General features: G+C 66.9%; 22 protein-coding genes, 1 tRNA gene and 1 riboswitch. Of the genes, 12 read left to right on the forward strand and 11 right to left on the reverse strand.

The features are described from left to right. Nucleotides 1–238 precede the first annotated feature (238 nt). Nucleotides 239–353: riboswitch (guanidine-I (ykkC/yxkD leader) on the forward strand. Nucleotides 354–378: 25 nt separating this feature from the next. From speB to KBY93_RS10130, 8 genes are all read left to right on the forward strand, one after another. Then, nucleotides 379–1,569: an agmatinase gene (speB, locus tag KBY93_RS10095; protein WP_255094242.1), complete on the forward strand. Its 1,191-nt coding sequence runs from the start codon at nt 379–381 to the stop codon at nt 1,567–1,569. A gap of 3 nt (nt 1,570–1,572) precedes the next feature. Further along, nucleotides 1,573–1,965: a hydrogenase maturation nickel metallochaperone HypA gene (locus KBY93_RS10100; protein ID WP_255094243.1), complete on the forward strand. Its 393-nt coding sequence runs from the start codon at nt 1,573–1,575 to the stop codon at nt 1,963–1,965. 4 nt (nt 1,966–1,969) lie between these two features. Continuing rightward, the gene (hypB, locus tag KBY93_RS10105; RefSeq protein ID WP_255094244.1) at nt 1,970–2,674 is read left to right on the forward strand and encodes a hydrogenase nickel incorporation protein HypB; all 705 of its coding nucleotides are present in this window, start codon (nt 1,970–1,972) and stop codon (nt 2,672–2,674) included. Continuing rightward, entirely contained in the window at nt 2,671–4,014 is a 1,344-nt protein-coding gene (gene glnT / locus KBY93_RS10110) for a type III glutamate--ammonia ligase (protein WP_255094246.1), read from the forward strand. Before hypB ends, glnT begins: the two co-directional genes overlap by 4 nt. Nucleotides 4,015–4,080: 66 nt before the next feature. After that, nucleotides 4,081–5,151 (forward strand): ABC transporter substrate-binding protein, encoded by a 1,071-nt coding sequence (locus tag KBY93_RS10115; protein ID WP_255094247.1) that lies wholly within the window; start codon nt 4,081–4,083, stop codon nt 5,149–5,151. Between the two features lie 10 nt (nt 5,152–5,161). After that, the gene (locus KBY93_RS10120; RefSeq protein WP_255094248.1) at nt 5,162–5,908 is read left to right on the forward strand and encodes an ABC transporter permease; all 747 of its coding nucleotides are present in this window, start codon (nt 5,162–5,164) and stop codon (nt 5,906–5,908) included. 1 nt (nt 5,909) lies between these two features. Next, a complete protein-coding gene (locus KBY93_RS10125) occupies nt 5,910–6,677 on the forward strand; it encodes an ABC transporter ATP-binding protein (RefSeq protein WP_255094249.1) in 768 nt (255 codons plus the stop codon). Nucleotides 6,678–6,687: 10 nt separating this feature from the next. Continuing rightward, nucleotides 6,688–7,770: an aromatic ring-hydroxylating dioxygenase subunit alpha gene (locus tag KBY93_RS10130; protein WP_255094250.1), complete on the forward strand. Its 1,083-nt coding sequence runs from the start codon at nt 6,688–6,690 to the stop codon at nt 7,768–7,770. On the opposite strand, the gene KBY93_RS10135 is transcribed toward KBY93_RS10130, so the two are convergent. Then, complete coding sequence (locus KBY93_RS10135; RefSeq protein ID WP_255094251.1) at nt 7,730–8,587, reverse strand: sugar phosphate isomerase/epimerase; 858 nt, start codon at nt 8,585–8,587, stop codon at nt 7,730–7,732. The two genes, KBY93_RS10130 and KBY93_RS10135, sit on opposite strands and share 41 nt — an antisense overlap. Beyond that, nucleotides 8,588–8,785, reverse strand: coding sequence for a hypothetical protein (locus KBY93_RS10140; protein ID WP_255094252.1), 198 nt, complete (start codon nt 8,783–8,785; stop codon nt 8,588–8,590). It lies immediately after the preceding gene. Nucleotides 8,786–8,856: 71 nt separating this feature from the next. Here KBY93_RS10140 and mgtA point away from each other — a divergent pair, with 71 nt between their 5' ends. Next, nucleotides 8,857–11,436, forward strand: coding sequence for a magnesium-translocating P-type ATPase (gene mgtA, locus KBY93_RS10145; RefSeq protein WP_255094253.1), 2,580 nt, complete (start codon nt 8,857–8,859; stop codon nt 11,434–11,436). 19 nt (nt 11,437–11,455) lie between these two features. On the opposite strand, the gene KBY93_RS10150 is transcribed toward mgtA, so the two are convergent. From KBY93_RS10150 to KBY93_RS10180, 7 genes are read right to left on the reverse strand one after another with little or no spacing between them, the layout of a single operon-like run. Next, nucleotides 11,456–12,292: a gamma-glutamylcyclotransferase gene (locus tag KBY93_RS10150; RefSeq protein WP_255094254.1), complete on the reverse strand. Its 837-nt coding sequence runs from the start codon at nt 12,290–12,292 to the stop codon at nt 11,456–11,458. A 24-nt stretch (nt 12,293–12,316) separates the two neighbouring features. Then, on the reverse strand, nt 12,317–12,766 hold the full coding sequence (locus KBY93_RS10155; RefSeq protein WP_255094255.1) for a hypothetical protein: 450 nt from the start codon (nt 12,764–12,766) through the stop codon (nt 12,317–12,319). 19 nt (nt 12,767–12,785) lie between these two features. Then, on the reverse strand, nt 12,786–13,235 hold the full coding sequence (locus tag KBY93_RS10160; RefSeq protein ID WP_315856403.1) for a DCC1-like thiol-disulfide oxidoreductase family protein: 450 nt from the start codon (nt 13,233–13,235) through the stop codon (nt 12,786–12,788). Then, on the reverse strand, nt 13,183–14,094 hold the full coding sequence (locus tag KBY93_RS10165; protein WP_255094258.1) for an ion channel: 912 nt from the start codon (nt 14,092–14,094) through the stop codon (nt 13,183–13,185). Before KBY93_RS10165 ends, KBY93_RS10160 begins: the two co-directional genes overlap by 53 nt. Continuing rightward, nucleotides 14,091–14,963, reverse strand: coding sequence for an MlaD family protein (locus tag KBY93_RS10170; protein WP_255094260.1), 873 nt, complete (start codon nt 14,961–14,963; stop codon nt 14,091–14,093). The genes KBY93_RS10165 and KBY93_RS10170 overlap by 4 nt, the downstream gene beginning before the upstream one ends. Continuing rightward, the gene (locus tag KBY93_RS10175) at nt 14,960–15,577 is read right to left on the reverse strand and encodes an ABC transporter permease (protein WP_255094261.1); all 618 of its coding nucleotides are present in this window, start codon (nt 15,575–15,577) and stop codon (nt 14,960–14,962) included. The genes KBY93_RS10170 and KBY93_RS10175 overlap by 4 nt, the downstream gene beginning before the upstream one ends. A gap of 32 nt (nt 15,578–15,609) precedes the next feature. Then, a complete protein-coding gene (locus KBY93_RS10180; RefSeq protein WP_255094262.1) occupies nt 15,610–16,488 on the reverse strand; it encodes a GNAT family N-acetyltransferase in 879 nt (292 codons plus the stop codon). Nucleotides 16,489–16,826: 338 nt separating this feature from the next. Between KBY93_RS10180 and KBY93_RS10185 the strand changes: the two genes are divergently transcribed. Next, nucleotides 16,827–17,195: an AbrB family transcriptional regulator gene (locus tag KBY93_RS10185; protein ID WP_094556058.1), complete on the forward strand. Its 369-nt coding sequence runs from the start codon at nt 16,827–16,829 to the stop codon at nt 17,193–17,195. A 150-nt stretch (nt 17,196–17,345) separates the two neighbouring features. On the opposite strand, the gene KBY93_RS10190 is transcribed toward KBY93_RS10185, so the two are convergent. Together KBY93_RS10190 and KBY93_RS10195 are read right to left on the reverse strand one after the other, a co-directional pair. After that, nucleotides 17,346–17,942, reverse strand: a complete 597-nt coding sequence (locus tag KBY93_RS10190) for a methyltransferase domain-containing protein (RefSeq protein ID WP_255094263.1) — start codon at nt 17,940–17,942, stop codon at nt 17,346–17,348. A gap of 272 nt (nt 17,943–18,214) precedes the next feature. Further along, nucleotides 18,215–18,286: transfer RNA gene (locus KBY93_RS10195), tRNA-Val, on the reverse strand. Between the two features lie 65 nt (nt 18,287–18,351). On the opposite strand from KBY93_RS10195, the gene KBY93_RS10200 reads away from it, so the two are divergent. Continuing rightward, nucleotides 18,352–18,861, forward strand: coding sequence for a metal-binding protein (locus KBY93_RS10200; protein WP_255094264.1), 510 nt, complete (start codon nt 18,352–18,354; stop codon nt 18,859–18,861). A 27-nt stretch (nt 18,862–18,888) separates the two neighbouring features. After that, the gene (mazG, locus tag KBY93_RS10205) at nt 18,889–19,752 is read left to right on the forward strand and encodes a nucleoside triphosphate pyrophosphohydrolase (RefSeq protein WP_255094265.1); all 864 of its coding nucleotides are present in this window, start codon (nt 18,889–18,891) and stop codon (nt 19,750–19,752) included. Nucleotides 19,753–19,767 lie beyond the last annotated feature (15 nt).

The raw sequence follows: 19,767 nt of genomic DNA on the forward strand, positions 1-19,767 counted from the left end.
ATGCCAGCAGGAGGGGCTCCCATCTCAAGCAGTCTCTGCCTGAGATGCAAACGGGAATCATCTCGCCGTCAAGGGTTCAGCAGAGACGAAGTTCGCCGCGTGCTGTCCCGACCCCTGAACGCTTACGTTAATCAAGATACTTTTTATCGACGGGACAGCGCGCACCCTGTGCATCCAGTTCCCATTCGGTAGCAAAAGCCACAACGCCGCTGTTCCCATGGGGACACCATCCTGGTGCGGAAGCAGCTCCTAGGGTTCCGGTCCTCCAGCCCGCCAGGGCCACAGGGACGTCTGGTCCGAGAGGAGCTCACCGGGATCACCCGGTTGCACGGAGGGATAAAAGCCCGGGAGACCGCTTCACTCCATCCGTGACTCTCCATGAGCGATCCGTCTGGCCCAGAAGGGGCATTTGAGCGGTCACTCGGTCGCCAGGGCGCCGAGGCCCTCGAGAAGGAAGCCCGCCTGCCGCTCACCGGCTGGCAGCAGGAGGTGGACCAGGGCTTGCTCTACGGCCTTGAGGCGGCTGAGAGCATCGTCGATCGGCGCATTTCCACCTTCTCCCGTGGTGAGCTGCCCCACTACGCGGGGATCAACACGTTCATGAAGGCGCCTTACATCGAGGATGTGAACCGCGTCGGTGAGTTCGATGTGGCGATCATGGGCGTGCCGCATGACTCCGGCACCACCTACCGCCCCGGTACCCGCTTCGGGCCCCAGGGCATCCGCCGCATCTCGGCCCTCTACACGCCCTACAACTACGAAATGGGCGTCGATCTGCGTGAGTCGATCAGGCTTTGCGATGTCGGCGACATCTTCACCATTCCGGCCAATAACGAGAAGAGCTTCGATCAGATCTCCAAGGGCGTCGCGCACGTCTTCGCCAGTGGAGCCTTCCCGATCATTCTTGGCGGAGATCACTCGATCGGCTTTCCCACCGTGCGTGGCGTCTGCCGCCATCTGGGTGACAAGAAGGTAGGCATCATCCACTTTGATCGTCATGTCGACACCCAGGAGATCGACCTCGACGAGCGCATGCATACCTGCCCCTGGTTCCATGCCACCAACATGGCCAACGCCCCGGCCGAGAACCTGGTGCAGCTGGGCATCGGCGGCTGGCAGGTACCGCGTGAAGGGGTGAAGGTCTGCCGGGAGCGGGGCACCAACGTGCTCACCGTCACCGACATCTGCGACATGGGCTTGGAAGCGGCGGCGAAATTCGCGATCGAGCGTGCCACCGACGGCACCGACTGCGTCTACATCTCCTTCGACATCGATTGCATCGATGCCGGCTTCGTGCCCGGCACAGGCTGGCCCGAACCCGGCGGTCTGCTGCCGCGCGAGGCGCTCAAGCTGCTGGAGCTGATCGTGCGCAACGTGCCGGTCTGCGGCCTGGAGGTGGTGGAGGTCTCACCGCCTTACGACATCAGCGACATGACCTCGCTGATGGCCACCCGCGTGATCTGCGATGTGATGGCCCATCTGGTGGTGAGCGGCCAGCTGCCCCGCAAGAGCAAGCCGCCCTGGCTGCATGAAGCCTGCAACATGGCCGTCGATCAGAAGTGGAGATAGGCCATGCATGAGGTCGACATGACCAAGTGCCTGCTGCTCTCCCTGCATGAGTGGAAGCGTGGGCAGGAGCCCCTGACTCCCGTGGTGTCAGCCGTGCACCTGCAGGTGGGCGACTTCACCTGCGTGGAACCGGAGGCGCTGCGGTTCACCTTCGCTGCCGCGGTGGAGGGCACCTGGCTCGACGGCTCGACCCTTGAGATCGACACCGTTCCCCTGCGGGCCCGTTGCCTTGGCTGCTCCAGCGTCTACAGCCCCGATCCCGATCAGGCCTACCGCTCCCCCTGCTGCGATCAGCCCATGGAGGAGATCGTCAGCGGCCGTGAGCTGCGCATCCGCTCCGTCGACTACAGCCTGCCGCAACAGGCATCAGATCCCGCCGCCGTTCCTTCGCGCTGATCCCATGCACATGCCCCTCAGCGACACTCTCGGCCTCAACCTGATGGCCGCCAATCAGCACCAGGCGGATCACAACCGCGAGCACTTCGACGCCTGGAACCTGCTCTGCCTCAACGTGATGAGCAGCCCCGGTGCCGGCAAGACCTCCCTGCTGGAACGCACGATCACGGCACTTGCGCCTCATCTGGAGATGGCGGTGCTGGAGGGCGACATGACCACCCAGCTCGATGCCCAGCGCCTCGAAGCGGTGGGGGTGCCGGTGGTGCCGATCACCACCGGCCGCGCCTGCCACCTGGATGCGGCGATGGTGAGCGGCGGCCTGCGTCAGCTCCAGGCGCAGCTGGATCCGGCCGCTCTCGATCTGCTCTGGGTGGAGAACGTGGGCAACCTGGTCTGTCCAGCTGAATTCGAGGTGGGCGAGCACCTCAAGGTGGCCCTGCTGAGTGTCACTGAAGGCGACGACAAACCGCTCAAGTACCCGGTGATGTTCCGGGAGGCCGATTGCGTGCTGATCACCAAGGTGGATCTGCTGCCCTATCTGCCCGTCGCGGTGGAGCGCATCGAAACGCACATCCGCTCCGTCAACCCGGCCGCCGAAGTTTTCCAGGTGTCGGCCAGCAGCGGCGCCGGGCTCGATGCCTGGCACCAGTGGGTGCTGGCCACCACCAGGGAGCACACCCGCCAGGCGGCTCTGGTGGAGGTGGGATGAGCAGCCTGCACTTGCAGCAGCGCAAGCTCGATCTGCTCAGCCAGGGGGTGAGTTATGCCCTGGCCAGCTTCGTGGATCTGCACGGCACCAGCAAGGCCAAGGCGGTGCCGCTGGCCCATTTCGAGTCAATGCTGGCAGGCTCCGAGCTGTTCACCGGTGCCGCCCTCGATGGTGTTCCCCAGGATGTCAGCGACGACGAGGTGGCTGCCATCCCCGATCTGGCAACGGCCACGGTCCTGCCCTGGCGCCGCGATGTGGTCTGGCTGGCCAGCAGCCTGCACCTGCACGGCCAGCCCTTCGAGGCCTGCAGCCGCAACATCCTGATCCGCGCCCTGGATGAAGCCGGGCGGATGGGCTTTCGCTTCAACCTCGGGATCGAGACCGAATTCTTTGTGCTGCGTCGCGGAGATGACGGCGTTCTCCGGCCCGCCAGCTCCCGCGACAACCTCGAGAAACCCTGCTACGACCTCACTGGCTTGCTCGACAATCTGCCCTGGCTCGATGAGCTGGTTCAGGCGATGAATGATCTGGGCTGGGGGGTGTATTCCTTCGATCACGAGGATGGCAATGGCCAGTTCGAGACCGACTTCGCCTATGCAGAGGCGCTCACCATGGCGGATCGACTCACCTTCTTCAGGCTGATGCTCAAGGAGATCACCCACCGCCATGGGTTGATCGCCAGCTTCATGCCCAAACCCTTCAGTGATCGCACCGGCAGCGGCGCCCACTTCAACATGTCGCTGGCGGATCCAGCCACGGGCCGGAACCTCTTCGTGGGCGCCACAGAGAGCGGTATCTCCCCTCTGGCGGAGCAGTTCATCGCCGGCATCCTGCGCCATGCGCCGGCGATCTGTGCCGTGATCGCCCCCACGGTCAACAGCTACAAGCGGCTGGTGGCCCAGGGCTCGATGAGCGGATTCACCTGGGCTCCGGTGTTCATCTGCTACGGCAACAACAACCGCACCAACATGCTGCGGATTCCATCCGCTGCCGATCGGGTGGAATGTCGTGCCGCCGACAGTGCCTGCAACCCCTATCTCGGTGCGGCGATGATCCTTGCTGCGGGGCTCGAAGGTATCAGGGAGGGCCTGGATCCGGGCCCTGCCAATCTCGTCAATGCCTACCGGCTCAGCCCCCAGCAGCTGGCAGAGCGGGGCCTGAAGGTGTTGCCGCGGACCCTCGGGGAGGCGATCGAGGCCTTTGCCGCTGATCCACTCTCCCGCTTGGTGTTCGGTGATGCCATGGCCGACGCGTTCATCGACTACAAACGAGCCGAATGGGCCGACTATCACGCCTGCGTGTCCGACTGGGAACTGACGCGCTATCTCGAGTTCCTCTGAACAACGATCAGATGTTGATCTCTCCCGCTTCTTGATGCCTTTTTCTATTCCTTCCCCACTCAACCGATGACCTCCATCCCACCTTCTTCCCTCACCCCCATGCCCACCCCCACATCCCGCACTCAGCATTCCCAGGTTTCTAGGCGCAGGCGGCAACGGCTGCTCGGATTCGGTCTGCTGGCGGTGCTGGGCGGTGGCCTGCTGGCGAGCTGCCAGAGCCCGCCGCAGACGGAAGCCACGCCCGTGCGGATCGGCTTCAGTGCCTGGCCCGGTTGGATTCCCTGGCAAGTAACTGAGGAGAAGGGCCTGTTCAAGGCCGCCGGCGTTCCCGTGACTCTTCAGTGGTTCGACGGCTATCTCGATTCGATCAACGCCCTCAACGCCGGCCAGCTCGACTGCAACAGCCAGACACTCAACGACACGATCAGCTCGATCGCCGGTGGTGCCGATCTGCGGGTGGTGCTCACCAACGACAACTCCACCGGCAATGATCAGATCATCGCCGCCCAGGGCATCACCGCGGTGCCCCAGCTCAAGGGCCGCAAAGTGGCTGCTGAAGAGGGCACCGTTGATCACTACCTGCTGCTCCTGGGCCTGAAGAAGGCAGGCCTCACGGCCAAGGACATCGAGTTCGTGCCCCTGGAAACCGGAGCAGCAGCAGCGGCCTTCGTGGCTGAGAGGGTTGATGCCGTGGGCGTGTTCGCGCCCTTCACCACCCAGGCGCTCAAGCGTCCCGGCAGCACCACCCTGTTCTCCTCCAAGGAGTTCCCCGGCGCCATCAGCGATCACCTGGTCTGCCGCAGCGAATTCGTGGAGAAGAACCCCGAGCAACTGCAGAAGGTGGTGAACGCCTGGTTCGCCACCCTCAAGGAGATCAAGGCCAACCCAGGCCCCAGTCTCACGATCCTGGCGGCCCGGGCCGGGGTGAGCGAGGCCGAATACAAGGAGTACGACCTCGGCACCACGATCTTCACGCTCGAGCAGAACCGCGAGGCGCTCAAGCCCGGCAACACCATGGCCTCGCTGCCGTTTGCCGCCGGCGAGATCAGTACCTTCCTGCAGGAGGTGGGCCTGGCCAAGACGCCACCGGATCTCACCAAGCTCTTCGACTCCCGTTTCGTCGATGCGGCTCCCTGAGCGAACCGTCATGCGCTCCCCCTGGTTGCTGGGTCCGCTTGGGATCGCTGTGGTGCTGCTGGCCTGGTCCCTGATCAGCCTCAGCGGCGCGGTGGATCCCCTCTTCCTGCCCAGCCCGCCTGCGGTCTTGCAGGCAGCTGGCGACCAGTTCCGGGGAGGAATCCTGTTGGCCGACGCGATCGCCAGCATCCGGCGGGTGTTTCTCGGCTTTGCGCTATCGGCTGCCCTGGCCCTGCCCCTGGGCATCGCCATGGGCAGCAACACGTTGATCTGTCGCCTGCTGGAGCCCCTGCTGGGGCTGATCCGCTACATGCCGGCTCCGGCCTTCATTCCCCTGTTGATCATCTATTTCGGCCTGGGGGAGTTGCCCAAGGTGCTGCTGATCTTCATCGGCACCTTTTTCTTCAACACTTTGATGATCATGGATGCGGTGAAATTCGTGCCCCGGGAGTTGCTTGAAACCGCCCTCACCCTCGGAGGCCGGAAGCTGCCGATCCTCACCCGAGTGGTGGCCCCGTACATCGCCCCCCAGGTGATCGATGCCTATCGCATCAACATGGCCTCGGCCTGGAACCTGGTGATCGTGGCGGAGCTGGTGGCCGCCAACGAGGGCCTGGGCAAGCGGATCAGCCTGGCCCAGCGCTTTCTGCGCACCGATGAGATCTTCGTGGGTCTGATCGTGATCGGCCTGATCGGCCTGCTGATCGATCTGGGCTTCCGCGCCGTGCTGCGGCGCAGCTGCCGCTGGGCCAGCTGAGATGCACCTTTCCGTCAGTGGCGTCAGCAAGACCTTCGGCGATGGCCGCCACGCCAAGCTCGTGCTCGATGACATCAACCTCTCGATCGATTCGGGTGAATTCGTGGCCCTGGTGGGCAGCTCAGGCTCGGGCAAATCCACTGTGATGCGCCTTATCGCCGGCCTGGAGCGCCCCAGTACGGGGGTGATCGCAATGGACGGCAAGCCGGTGCGCGGGCCGGGCTCCGACCGGGGCATGGTGTTCCAGAAATACAGCCTTTACCCCTGGATGACGGCTGCCCAGAACGTGGCCTTCGGCATGTCGCTGCAGGGACTGCCCAGGGCTCTGGTGCGGGAGCGCACCGCCTATTTCCTGGAGGTGGTGGGCCTGCAGAACGACTCCCGGCGTCTGCCGAAGGAACTGTCGGGGGGGATGCAGCAGCGGGTGGCGATCGCCCGTGCCCTGGCCGCTGACCCGAAGGTGGTGCTGCTGGATGAGCCCTTCGGCGCCCTGGATCTGCAGATTCGCGAAACGATGCAGGAGTTCCTCTATGAGCTCTGGCAGCGCTCCGGAATCACCGCTCTGCTGATAACCCACGATCTGGAGGAGGCGCTGCTGCTGGCCCAGCGGGTTCACATCATGGCGCCGAGCCCCGGGCGGATCGTGCGCACGGTGGAGGCGGATCTGGACCGCTCCAACCTGGCTCACCTACGGATGTCCCCGCCGTTCCTGGAGCTGCGGGAGGAACTGGTCAACAGTCTGCGCAACCTCGATGCAGCCGCCAGCTGACGCGGTTGCCATGGCCGCCAACGGGGCCTCCTTCCCCAGGCGCTCGTTCCTGGCGGCCGAGCACTACGGCTCGGCCGCAGTGGCGGTGCGTGAGCGGGCGGTCTACGCACCGAGGTTCTGGCACCCGGTGGCGCCTCTCTCCAGCCTGCCGGAGGGCTCGGTCCTGACTCTAGAGCTCCTGGACCTGCTTTTGCTGCTCAGCCATCCCCCTGGCGGGCCGCCTCGGGCGTTCCTCAACCGCTGTCCCCACCGCGGAGTGGCCCTGCTGCCGCCTGCGGCCGGCGCCCAGCCCTGCCGCCGTCTGGTCTGCCCCTACCACGGCTGGACCTACGACCTGGATGGCCGCCTGCGAGCCGCGGCCCGGGAGCCTGAGTTCTTCGATCCCTTCGTGCGCAGCGACTGGCCCCTGACCGGTCTGGCCTGCGCAGTGCGCGCCTCGATGCTGTGGGTGGCGATCGGTCCCGATCCGCTGCCGCTGGAGCAGCAGCTGGACCTGGTGGTGCAGGAGCTGGGCCCGGAGCTTGAGCGGCCACGGGTGCTGCTGGCCAGCCTGGAGCGCGACCTGGCCTGCAACTGGAAGATCGCCCACGACAACACCCTCGACGACTACCACGTGGCGATCGCCCACCCCACCACCCTGCACCGGCAGCAGGGGCCGGTGCGCCACTACCGCCACCGCTTCGCTGCCCACACCAATCTGCTGGCCACACCGGTTGCGGCCCCAGGCCATGGCGGCCCTGCCGCTGCGGCGGACTTTCTCACCTTCGGAGCGCCGCCGTGGATTCACCTGCTGGCCTGGCCGGATGGTCGCCTGGCCCTGATCAGCTTTCCGCCCCGCGATCCCGGCCGCTGCCGCATGCAGGTGTGGTTGCTGGGGGACCCCTCGCAGCAGCACCGCGGCCAGGAGTGGATCGAGGAGCTGGGCGCCTTCCTGGAGGAGGACCGGGCCCTGGTGGAATCGGCCCAGCGAGGTTATGCCAGTGGCCTCAAGCCTGGCCCGGCCCATCGGCTGGAGGGGCGCATCCTGCACCAGCAGGCGCTCTATGCGCGGATCATGGGCCTGGAGGAGCCGCCGCGGTCAGATTCCGCCTGAGCCAGCTGGCCATGGCCGTGTTGATCTCCAATAGATCGGCTACGGGCTGGTTGGTGAAGGGGAGGGTGGGCAGGTAACCGTCGGGGCCGAATTCCGGCGTGAGCGTGACGCACTCCTTGCCCCGTGCGCGGGCCCGCTTGAGGAACAGCTCCCAGCAGGCCCGGTGCGCTGCCAGGGCCTCGGCGTGCTCGGGCGCGAAGGGATGGCTCACCTGGGGGCCCTGGGCATGGCCAACCCGGGCATGGATGTGATCGACCCGGTCAGCGATCGCCAGAATCGGCTCAAGATCAGGGGTCATCAGCCGCTCGCAGGCGACGCACCAGTGGCTCAGATCAGCGGTGAGGCGCAGGGTGGGGTAACGGTTGAGCCATGCCTGGATGCGCCAGGGGTCCGCCAGGCTGCGTGAGCGGTGAGTTTCGAAGCTCACCGGTGCCGGCGCGGTGGCGGCAAGCTCCAGGGCCCGATCCCAGAACCATTGCTGCTCCGCCCAGCTCCAGCTGTCGCTGCCGCAGATCACCGTGATCCGCAGGGGCTTCAACGCTCGGCAACGCTCCAGCTGGCTGGCCAGCTGCTGCAGATGCTCAGCAGCTGTCATGGCGAGATCAGGCACGTAGCCGTTGCCGGTGACCAGCTCCACGATCAGGGCCAGCTCGGTGCGGCCGAACTCGTCCACGGCCAGCTCGGGATCAGTGCCGGCCAGGGCTGGATGGACGAGGTTGGCTTCCACGCCATCAAAGCCGCCCTGGCGTGCCTGTTGGATGGCCGCGGGCAGGTCGCCCTGAAATCCCCAGAGGCTGTGCAGGATCAGGGCCCGCATTCAGCGCCCGTCGCCAGGCCCCGCTGCTGCCGTGGCCTGCTCAGCTTCCAGCAGATTGGGCTGGATGCCGAGGTAGACCGCCTCGCGGAACAGGGCCTGGCGGGTCTCGGCGTCGCCGCAGGCACGGGCTTCGGCCATGCGCTGACGCAGCGACAACACCAGGGCCTGATGGCGGGGATCCTGAGTGGTGTGGGCCATGGCGATAATTCCTGCACCGGTCTTGACCGGGCTTTCATACCCATCACCCTACCGAGAGTTCTCCCAGGCTGATGAAGCCCCTAGACCGCCCCGGCCCTCCCGAGGCCTTCTGGAGTCAGCCGCTCGCCGAGCTGCTGGAGCAGCTGGCTTCCGGGGAGGAAGGCCTCACCACCGCAGAAGCGGAGCGTCGGCTCCGAAGCCACGGCCCGAACAGCCTCGCTCCGCCGCCCCGCAGCGGTGGGGCGAGGTTGATGCTGCGCCAGTTCACCAGCCCGATCATCCTGATCCTCGCGGCGGCGGCCCTGCTCTCGTTCCTGCTCGATTCACCCACCGACGGGCTGATCATCCTGGCGATCGTGCTGATCAGCGGGCTGCTCGGTTTCTGGCAGGAATACGGCGCCGCCGGCGCGGTGGCCCAGATGCTCCAGACGGTTCAGCCCACCGCCAGGGTGCGACGCGACGGCACTGAGCGGGCCATCCCCGTGGCCGAGGTGGTTCCGGGCGACCGGCTCGTGCTCTCCGCCGGGGCCGGGATTCCCGCCGACTGCCGCCTGCTGGAGGAATGCGATCTCAGTCTCAACGAGGCAGCCCTCACCGGCGAAAGCTTTCCGGTGAGCAAGCATCCAACTGTGGTGGAGGCCGAGACGCCTCCAGCCAGACGCAGCAATGTGCTGTTCCTCGGTACCCATGTGGTGAGCGGCAGCGGTACGGCCGTGGTGGTGCGGACCGGAGCCGCCACCCAGTTCGCGGCCATCGCCGAGCGCTTGCGTCAGCGCAGCCCCGAGACTGATTTCGAGCGAGGTGTGCGCCGCTTCGGGGCGCTGCTGATGGAGCTGACCCTGCTGCTGGTGATCACGATCTTCGCGGTCAACGTGATCCTGCAGCGGCCGGTGGTGGACTCGTTTCTCTTTGCCCTGGCTCTGGGGGTGGGGCTCACGCCCCAGCTGCTGCCCGCGATCATCAGCGTCAACCTTGCTCAGGGGGCCCGTCGCATGGCGGCCCGGAGGGTGATCGTCAAGCGCCTCTCCTCGATCGAGAACTTCGGCAGTCTCTCGGTCCTCTGCTCCGACAAGACCGGCACCCTCACCGAAGGCAGGGCCAAGGTGCAGCGCAGTTGCGGTGTCGACGGCGGGGCCAACCCGTCGGTGCTGCTTTATGCGGCGGTGAATGCCGGCTTCGAAACGGGATTCACCAATCCGATCGATGTGGCGATCCGCGATGCGGCGCGCTCCAGCGAGGACGCGAGCGCTGCCATCGACCTCTCCGCATGGACCAAGCTCGATGAGATCCCCTTTGATTTCCATCGCAAGCGTCTGAGCGTGCTGGCCCGCGCTGACGGCGCCCCGGTGCTGATCACCAAGGGGGCTTTCCTGAAGGTGCTGGAGGTGTGCGACCGGGCTGAAACCGCCGCTGGCGCCGTTGTGCCGCTGACGGCCGTGGAGGGGGAACTGCGCGAGCGCTATGCCGCCTGGAGTGCCGAGGGATATCGGGTGCTGGCTGTGGCGGTGCGACGCTGGGACCCCGAGGGGGGCCTGGTGCCCCGCGCGGTGAGCCGGACGGACGAAACCGGCATGACCGTTCTCGGACTGCTGGCCCTCACGGATCCGCTCCGATCGGGCGTGCCCGCCACCGTTGCCGAACTCGAGTGTCTTGGTGTCCGGCTGAAGATGATCACCGGCGACAACGCCCTTGTGGCGGCTCGGGTGGGTCGTGAAGCAGGCCTGCGCAATCCCGAGGTGCTCACCGGAGCCCAGTTGCAGCAGTTGTCCGACACCGCCCTGCCGGTGCGGGCCGAGCAGGTGGATGTGTTTGCGGAGATCGAGCCCAGCCAGAAGGAGCGGCTGATCCTTGCCCTGCGCCGGGCCGGTCACGTGGTGGGCTACCTGGGCGATGGCATCAACGATGCGCCTGCCCTCCATGCCGCTGATGTGGGCCTCTCGGTGCAGGGGGCGGTGGACGTGGCCAGGGAAGCGGCCGACATCGTGCTGCTGGATCCCGACCTGGCCGTGTTGCTGGCGGGCATCCGCGAGGGGAGGCGCACCTTTGCCAACACCCTCAAGTACGTGTTCATGGCCACCAGTGCCAACTTCGGCAACATGGTCTCGATGGCCGTGGCATCCCTGGCCTTGCCGTTTCTGCCGCTGCTGCCCAAGCAGATCCTGCTCACCAACCTGCTCACCGATCTGCCGGAGATGACCATTGCCTCCGACCGGGTGGATCCTGAATGGATCAGCAGCCCTCACCGCTGGAGCATCCCTTTCATCAAGCGGTTCATGGTCACCTTCGGTCTGGTCAGTTCCCTCTTCGACGTGGTGACTTTCCTGGTGCTGCTCCGGATCCTCCACGCCGACGCCGCCCAGTTCCGCAGTGGCTGGTTCGTGGAATCGGTGCTCTCGGCCGCCTCGATCGTGCTGGTGATCCGCACCCGCGGTCCCCTGCTCCACAGCCGCCCTTCCCGGGCGCTGGTGGGGGCCACTATCGCCGTGGTCGTCCTCACCCTGCCCCTGCCCTGGAAACCGTTGGGGCGCCTGTTCGGGTTCGTGCCGTTGCCGTTGGATTTTCTGCTGCCGCTGCTGCTGATCCTCGCGGCCTACGTGGCCAGCGCCGAGCTGGCCAAGGGCTGGTTCTATCGCCGCTGGACCGGCAGCTGACGCATGGCCTGTGATGGGCCTAGCGCAGCTCCGCCTCCAGCAGGCTCAGCCAGGCCTCCGGCAGCTGCCAGTGGCGGGCTCCCCGCAGGATGGCCGCGGCGTAGTCGCAGCCGGCGTTCAGCCCCGGGGCGCGCCAGGCGGCCGTGGGCACGTAGGTGAGGACGTCGAGAGGTTCGCCGGCGCCGGTGATCACCTGGACCCGCTGGTGGTGGTAGTGACCGGCCGCCACGCCCTCGCAGCGGTCGAGGGCGGCCCGATCATCCGGGCTGTGATGGTGCACCACTCCCCAGCAGTGGGCGCCGCTGTGGCGCACGAGCCCGGCGGCGCCTTCCCCCGGAGCACGGCCCAGGCGCCGCTTGTTGATCCCCCAGCGCCAGCCCTCCAACCGCGCCACCAGGCCGCTGCCATCCCAGCGGGGGCAGCGCCGCGCCAGCTGGGAGGGGCAGAGGTTCGAGCCGTAGCTGAACACCGGGGTGCTTCTCCAGTCGCCGTAGGGCACCAGCGGCAGACCGATCACCTGCCCATGGCGGCCCAGGTACACCCAGGCCCGGCTGCCGTCGCTCAGCCGCCAGCGCTGACGTTGGTACTCGCGGGGCACGTCTTCGAGCCGATCGAGCCGGGCCAGGCCGCTCGCCTCCAGCGCATACAGCTCGCCATGGATCAGGGCAGGTTCCTGTGGTCCCTGTGCGTCCTGCGCTTCCGGTTCAGTGGCGGCCACCGCCATCGGGTAGGGGCCGAGGTCGTGCAGCCGGGCTCCCCCAAGGCGCCGCCTCCCGAGGAAGCGGCTCCCGTCGAGCCAGGGGTGGTTGGGCTCACCCCGCTTCAGGCTCCCGTAGACGAATACGTGCTCCGACATCGGGCGATCGGCTGCCACATCGCCTCAGCCAGGGAGGGGCTCAGCCTGATCGATTCCCCACTCCTGGCGGATGGCCGGGTTGCTCAGCTCCCAGGCGTGCTCCTGGGCTGCAAGCGGCGCTGTGCGGTTGCCGGGCTCAAGGCCCCGCCGGCTCAGTTCCCCGCGCACTTCGGCCTGGAAGCACTGGGTTTCGCGCAGCAGATCGGCCACCCGTTGCGGCCCCCCCAGCACCTTCTGCATCGCTCCCTGGCCGCTCGAGAGCTGGAGGGTGGCGAGATGGTCCTCCAGCCAGGCCCATTCGTAGGGGAGCATGGCGTCACTGCACGCCTGCAGGTGTTCGCGGTAGGTCTGCAGATGCTCCTCGAGCACCCGCTCGCTCAGGGGGCTGTAAGTGATGGATGGCGGCTCATGGCCGGACTGGCTGGCTCCGGCGCGTTCCCGCAGCCGATTCATGATCTCGCGCAGGTAGCTCATGGCGCCGCGATCGCTGACTTCAGAGGCTAGGCCGAGCGCTGTCATCCGGATCGAGCGGCAGCCCCCGCAGCGCCAGGGCACCACGGCGGGCAGCCAACAGCAGGGGATAGAGCGTGCGGCTGCGGTTTTCCTCGCCGAACACCGCCTTGAGCAGGCCCAGCAGGGCGGAACTGGGTCGTAACTGGGTGCAGAGCCGCTGCACAGCTTCGGCACCATGCCAGCAGCGCTCGCCCTCGATCAGAACGGCCCCGGTGGCCAGATCGAAGCCCCGTTGTTTGAGCCGTCGGCGCAGCGCGTGATCGGCGCGGCCATCGATGATCCGCAGCTGGGGCAGGCCGCCACGCAGTTCGCCCATGGTGGCAAAGGCGCTGCAAAAGGGACAGCCACCGTCGTAGATCAGCTGAATCGTTCCTGGCTCAGCGCTGGCGGGTGTCGTTGAAGCGGCTGAAATCAAGACAGCGGAACTCACTCTGGTCATCTCTGACGATAGCGACGAAGGTTTCGTCGAAGCGGATCCGGCTGCTGTTGTAGGCGGCGCGTTTGTACACCGGGCTGCGCACCGTTTCATCGACGCCTTCGAACGCCACCAGCACCTCCCCGTGGGCGGCGCGCAACTTGGCCTCGCCGAGGCCATGCAGAGGACTGTCCGGCCCGATCGGGTGCATCACCGTCCACATCAGCTGGAAGAGGAAGGCCTCGCTGCGCACCAGCTCCAGCCGGTGCAGGCGGCGCATCGTCTCCCCCTCGGTGCTGCGTTCATCAATGGCAAGATAGGCCTGCACCTGGGCACTCACCAGATTGTTGTGGTGCACGTTGACGATCCGGAAGGTGAGACAGGGCCTCCCATCCCAGGGCTGGACCGTGGCCACCTTGCTGAAGCGGATCTCCGCCCGGCTGCGGGAGAAGCGGGCGAACACCAGGCCCGTGGTCACGGCGGTGAACACCAGGCTCACGAAGGCCTGGAGGGTGACCAGGGCGTTCACCAGCGGCGAGACGGGGTGAAGTACGCCGTAGCCGATCGAGCCCAGGGTCTGCACACTGAAGAAGAAGGCATCGCTGAAGCCCGCCACCTGGCCTTGGGGCAAACCGCCGATGCCGGGGGCATCCAGCAGATAGAGCAGCGCGAAGAGCACATTCGTGCTCAGGTAGGCCAGGGCGATCAGCAGCAGGAAGGCCGGCCAGGGCACCTTGAGCATCAGCCGGTAGGGCTCCCGCCACTGGCTGATCAGGCTGTCAATGTTTTCGGCGCGATAGACACCATCGAGCTTGAGCAGGCGCACGGGGCGCAGGCGGCTGGATCGGGTCCGCAGGGGGCGGAAGGGGCTCATGGTTTCGGCGAGGGCGAGGCAGAAGAGCGCTCTGTTGCAGAAGGCACCCCCAGCAGGTGATTGGCACGCTCGGCCAGAGTCCTGATCTCCCGGAGGGTGCCGAGTATCTCCGGCTGGGTGTCACGGATCAGGCTGAGGGCGGCTTCGGTGGCCTCCTGGGCCTCCGCACTGGTGGTTTCCAGACGCTGGCCGGTGCGCGTGAACACCTGCAGCGTCTCTCGGGCGGTGGCCGCGGTGGCGCCCGATTCCCGCGCGATCTGTCGGCTGAGCTGGCTCGCATCCCGGAGCGTGCCGTTGAAGGTGGCGACCGCACCGGGAAGGTCCCGCTCCGCCATGGCGGCGGTTCCCTGGAGGGCGCGGTTCAGCACAAGGCGGGTCTCCCCCAGCTGCACCAGCAGCTGGGCCAGGTCGGGCGACGCGTCGAAGGGGATCAGCCGGTCGGTCCGGGGTCGGGCCTGACCGTTCCTGGCGGGATCGGCGCTGAGGGCGATCAGGCTGCTGCCGATCAGTCCTTCCTGGTAGATGGTGGCTCTGGTGGCGGGGCCCACCAGCGGCTGGTAGCGCTCGGCGATTCGCAGGTCGACCGCCACGCTGCCATCGGGACCGAGCTGCACCGACTCCACCCGTCCGACCCGGTAGCCGGAGATCGTCACATGCACGCCAGGCCAGATGCCGGTGGCGTTGTCGGTGCGAAAGCGCAGCGCGAAGCTCGACCCAAGCCAGGCCTGCTGACGCAGAGCCCCCGCCACGATCCAGGTGCCTAAGACCAGGGAACCGAGGACCACCAGCCAGCTGATACCTTCGCTGAGCCCAAGCCGCCAGCGGCTGTCTGCCTCCTGGGCCGGTGGATCGGTCGGGCTGTCAGTCATCCGATCGGGGGAAGGTTGGGGGGCATCAGGATGGAGAGCAGAGCCTCCAGGCCGAGGATCGCCAGGATGGCCTCCACCGTGGCGGCGGCAATGCGGCGCGGCAACTCTTCGGGCCGCTGGCGGCAGCGGCGGCCCTGACGGGCGCAAAGCCACGCGCTCACTGCCGCCAGGCCGGCCCCGTGCAGGGTCGTGTTCACCATCGCCAGGGGGGTGAGCAGCGCCAGCAGGGGCGGCAGTTGCCGCAGGGGGTCGGGCACTGAGGTGGCCAGGGCACCGGCCAGCATCGCGGCGCCCAGGAAATAGGGGATCAGCAGGGTGGTGCAGACCGCAGCGGTGGCCATGCCGGATGCCAGCTCCCAGCGGGCTCCACGGGGGTGGGGGCGGGCTGCCTCGCCCACCCGAAGGGGGGCGCAGCAGCAGATCCACAGCAGGGTTACGGCCAGGGGCGCTACGAGATGGAGCAGAGCCACCATCAAGGCTTCCAGGCTTAGGGCGGCGCGCTGGTCCAGCAGGTCGACCAGCAGGTGAATCAGTCCGACGCCCAGTGCGGCGGCCAGCACCAGGGTCAGGGGGACGGAGGCGAGCAGTTCGCGTCGGATCCGCTCCACCTTCACCAGCCTGGGGGAGTTCAGGCTAGCCAGGGGGTTCAGCCCAGCTCCAGGCAGGCCAGGCCGTAGATGTCCTGCAGGGGCAGCTCGGGAGGGGTGCCGCGGTACATGCGCACCGTGCGCCCGGCGATCTGAAAGCCCCGCTGCTCCAGCAGGCGATGGGCCCTGGGATTCGCTTCGGGAGCATCGATCAGCACGGGTCCCGTGCGCTCGGAGCAGAGCCGATCGAGCAGGGCGCCGGCAAGCAGCGGAGCATCCGCCAGCAACGGGCCCAGCCGCCAGCCCACGGCGCCGGCACCATCGGGCAGCAGGCAGGGCCTGATCCGCCCGAAGCCGCGGCAACAACCCAGTTCATCGCGCACCAGTTCCACGGTGCCGCTGCTCTGCCGCAGCCATTCCCCCAGGAAGTGGGGCCGGGGCGTGGCTTCGTGACGGGCGTCGTAGCTGAGCACCAGTTCATGGCTGCCGGCATCCGCTCCCAGCTGAACCGCGGCCACCACGCCATAGCCCGGCGGCAGCTGACCCCCGCTGCAGCGGGCGCGGCATGCGGAGGGAAGGCGCCAGCGCAGGGTGTCATAGGCCGCCTGGAAGCCCCACTGGCCGTAGTCGATCAGCCGCTCGGGCGCCGCCTCCAGGCCGATGCAGGCCACCCCATCGAGGTGTGCAAGGGCCTGACGCCAGAGCGCCACCCCGTAGCCCCGTCCGCGGAAGGCCGGGCGCACAAGAAACAGGCCGATGAATCCATAGCGCTCGTCGTAACGAATTCCTGCGATACATCCCACCGGCTCCTCGGCGAGGCACCCCACCCAGAGGCCAGCGCCATCGGTATGGCGATACACACCGGCATCTCCCAGTCCTGGGCAGAAGCCTTCCTGCCGGGCCCATTCCGTCACCAGGGGCAGGTCGGACTCGACCATCGGCCGGATCGTGAAATCAGGACTGGTGACCAATGCGGCGACCCCTGGGATGCCCGATCGCCGACATCATGGCCGATTCGTTGTGCTCAGGTCTGGGGCTGGTGATGGCCTCCAGCTGGATGCCTGGGGTGCTGGTGAGTCGGTCCGGCTCGAAGATCCATGCCGGCGGTGAGCCCGCCCAGGGAAAACCGTTGGAACGATGTGGCTTTCCGTCAAGCGGCTTGCGGCTTGCATTCGGTCATCAGTTGGCGGGGGTTGTTGGCCTGAACTGGCAGCTGTTTGCTGGTCAAAGCATCTGTTCGATTGCTATCATTCGATTGATCCAAGACACGAAAGACATGCTCACCGGACCTGACCTGCTCGCCAAGGTGAAGGAGATGGGTGATTCCTCCAAATCCGACCTGGTGCGCAGCTGTGGCTACGTGAGTTCCAAGAAAGACGGCAGCGAGCGGCTCAACTTCACGGCCTTCTATGAAGCGCTGCTGGAAGCCAAGGGCGTCAGCCTCGGCGTCGGCGGTGGAGCCGGTGCCGGCAAGAGTGGCCGCAAGCTCAGCTACGTCACCAAGGTTCAGTTCAACGGCAACCTGCTGATCGGCAAGGCCTACACCGCCTTGATCGATCTCAAGCCCGGCGATGAGTTCCAGATCAAGCTGGGCCGGAAGCAGATTCGTCTCGTTCCTGTCGGGGGCGACGACGAAGACGAGTGATCGTCTGCGCGCTGTAGCGGGCTATCTCCCTGCAGCGTCAGGGATTTGCCGCCTGCCATCTCTTGTCTGAGAGCTGGCGCTTTCGGTTGAGGGCGCCAGCTCCCCGGTTCCTGGTCTCAGCCCCTTCGGCGCCAGAGTCCAAGCCATTCGTTATCCCGGCTGGGCAGCCCGTGTTGAGCGGGCCCCCACACCTCGGCTTCGAATCCAGCTCCCCCAAAGAGCTGGTTCACCCGCTCCGGTTGACAGCCGAACGGAGGTCCTCCGCTGCGGGAGTGGCACCAGAACAGGCCCAGCAACCACCCCCCCTGCGGCCACCATTTCCCCCATGCTGTTGGCGTAGGCCTCCCGCAGGGATGGATCAATCGCGCAGAAGCAGGTGTGCTCCACCACGCCGATCATGCTGCCTGCTGCCAATCCCTCCTTATGCAGTGCCATCGGGTCAAGGGCATCCACCTGCAGCCACTGACACGACGCTGCGGGCTGATCCAGCCGACGGGCCTCGCGCAGGGCTTCGGCGCTGATGTCGATCCCGGTCACCGTGAAGCCGAGGCTGGCCAGCAGCCGTGCGTCATGGCCGCGGCCACAACCGGGCACCAGCACCCGGCCCGGAGGCTGGGGTGCCAGCGGATGTTCGTGAAGAAAATGCTGCAGCGGCGGAGCGGCCCGGCCCAGGTCCCAGCCATCGCGACCATCCAGATATCGCTGATCCCAGGCATTTGGTGTCAGGTCAGTGTCTTGAGTCGTCATGAGCCAGTTCCGCTGAAATTGGTGCTTGGGGGATGGGTGCTCAAGTGGCGTTGAGCGAGCCCTGGATCCAGCCTCCACCGAAAAGATTCGACCTTTAGGTCAATCGCTGCCCACTCCCGAGCTCTCTGATCTCTACGACAGAGCCTGTCCACTCGGCAGGTTTGAGATCGAGATTCTCAGCTGCCGTGATGGCGCCGCGGAGCCATTCGCTTCGTTGCCCGTTTTTCCTTTCGAATGCTTGCTATCAGCAGGCATTCAGGCCAGCAGAGGAATGCGCGATGCCGGGTTCGAACCAGCGACATCCTGCTTGTAAGGCAGGCGCTCTACCGCTGAGCTAATCGCGCGTGGCGGCATTCTGCCGGTACGGCGGCCGACGGTGGTCGTGGTCCACTTCGGGTTGAACCGTGCCATGGCCAGCGGCCGCAACCACGACCGTGCCACCTGGCTGCTGTGCCTGCCTTTCGGGCTGCTCTGGTGGCCCTGGCTGGGGTTGGCGGGGGTGGCCAGCGCCGGCGGCGCTTTTCTGTTCGGTGGCCTCTGGCTTTCTCCTGATCTCGACACCTGTTCCAACCCCAGCCAGCGCTGGGGGCCGCTGGCGCTGCTCTGGTGGCCCTATCGCCGCGGTTTGCGCCATCGCTCCCTGCTCTCCCACAGCCCCCTGCTGGGCTCGGCCGTGCGGCTGGCCTATCTGGCGGCGTTGGTGCTGGCGTTGAGCGGCTTGCTCGCGCCGTTGGGGGCGCCCGGGCCTGGGCGGTTGCTGGAGGCGGGGCGGGGGCTCTGGGAGCAGCAAAGACCGCTGCTGCTGGCGGCGCTGGTGGGGGTGGAGGCCAGCAGCTGGTTGCACCTGCTCCAGGATGGGGATCCCCTGCCGCGTCTGCCCCGGTTGCTGCGGCGGCGGCGCAGGGGGAGACGGGGTTAGGAGGGAGGCACTGTGGCCCTGAGGCCTGTGACCCGCCCCGATTCCCCCGCCCTGGAGGCTCTCGCCGATCTGATCGCCGTCGTGGCGCGGCTGCGGGACCCGGAAGCCGGCTGCCCCTGGGACCTGGAGCAGACCCATGCCTCGCTGCTGCCCTACGTGCTGGAGGAGGCCCATGAGGTGGCTGACGCCATCCGTCATGGCGACGACCGGCATCTTGCTGAGGAACTCGGCGACCTGCTGCTGCAGGTGCTGCTGCACGCCCAGATCGCCAGCGAGGCAGGCCGCTTCGATCTCACGCAGATCAGCCGTGGTCTCCACGACAAGCTGGTGCGGCGCCACCCCCACGTATTCGCCGCCCCCGAAACCGCCACAGCCACCAACCGGGGCCTGAGCGGCGACAGCGCCGCGGTGAAGGCCAGCTGGGAAGCGATCAAGGCCCTGGAGGCCACGGCCGAACCCTCCCGCAGTCCCCTCAGCGATCGCCTCGCCGCCAAGGTGCGTGGTCAGCCCGCCCTGGCCGCTGCCATGACCATCTCCCGCAAGGCCGCGGCCGCCGGTTTCGAGTGGGACTCGATCGAGGGGGTGTGGGAGAAGGTGCATGAGGAGCTCGATGAGCTCAAACAGGCGGTGGCCAGCGGCGACCGGGTCCACGCCCAGGAGGAGCTGGGGGATGTGCTGTTCACGCTCGTGAACGTGGCCCGCTGGTGCGGCCTTGATCCGGAGGCCGGCCTGGCCGGCACGAACCGCCGCTTCCTCGATCGCTTCTCCCGCGTCGAGGCGGCCCTGGGCGGGGCCCTGCAGGGTCACAGCCTCCCTGAGCTGGAGGGGCTCTGGCAGCAGGCCAAGGCCCAGATCCGTGCGGATGCCGCAGGTTCCAACCCACCAACGTGAGCCGCTGGAGCCAGC

This window comes from Synechococcus sp. J7-Johnson, assembly GCF_024345795.1.
In the GTDB taxonomy this organism is placed as follows: Bacteria; Cyanobacteriota; Cyanobacteriia; order PCC-6307; family Cyanobiaceae; genus Regnicoccus_A.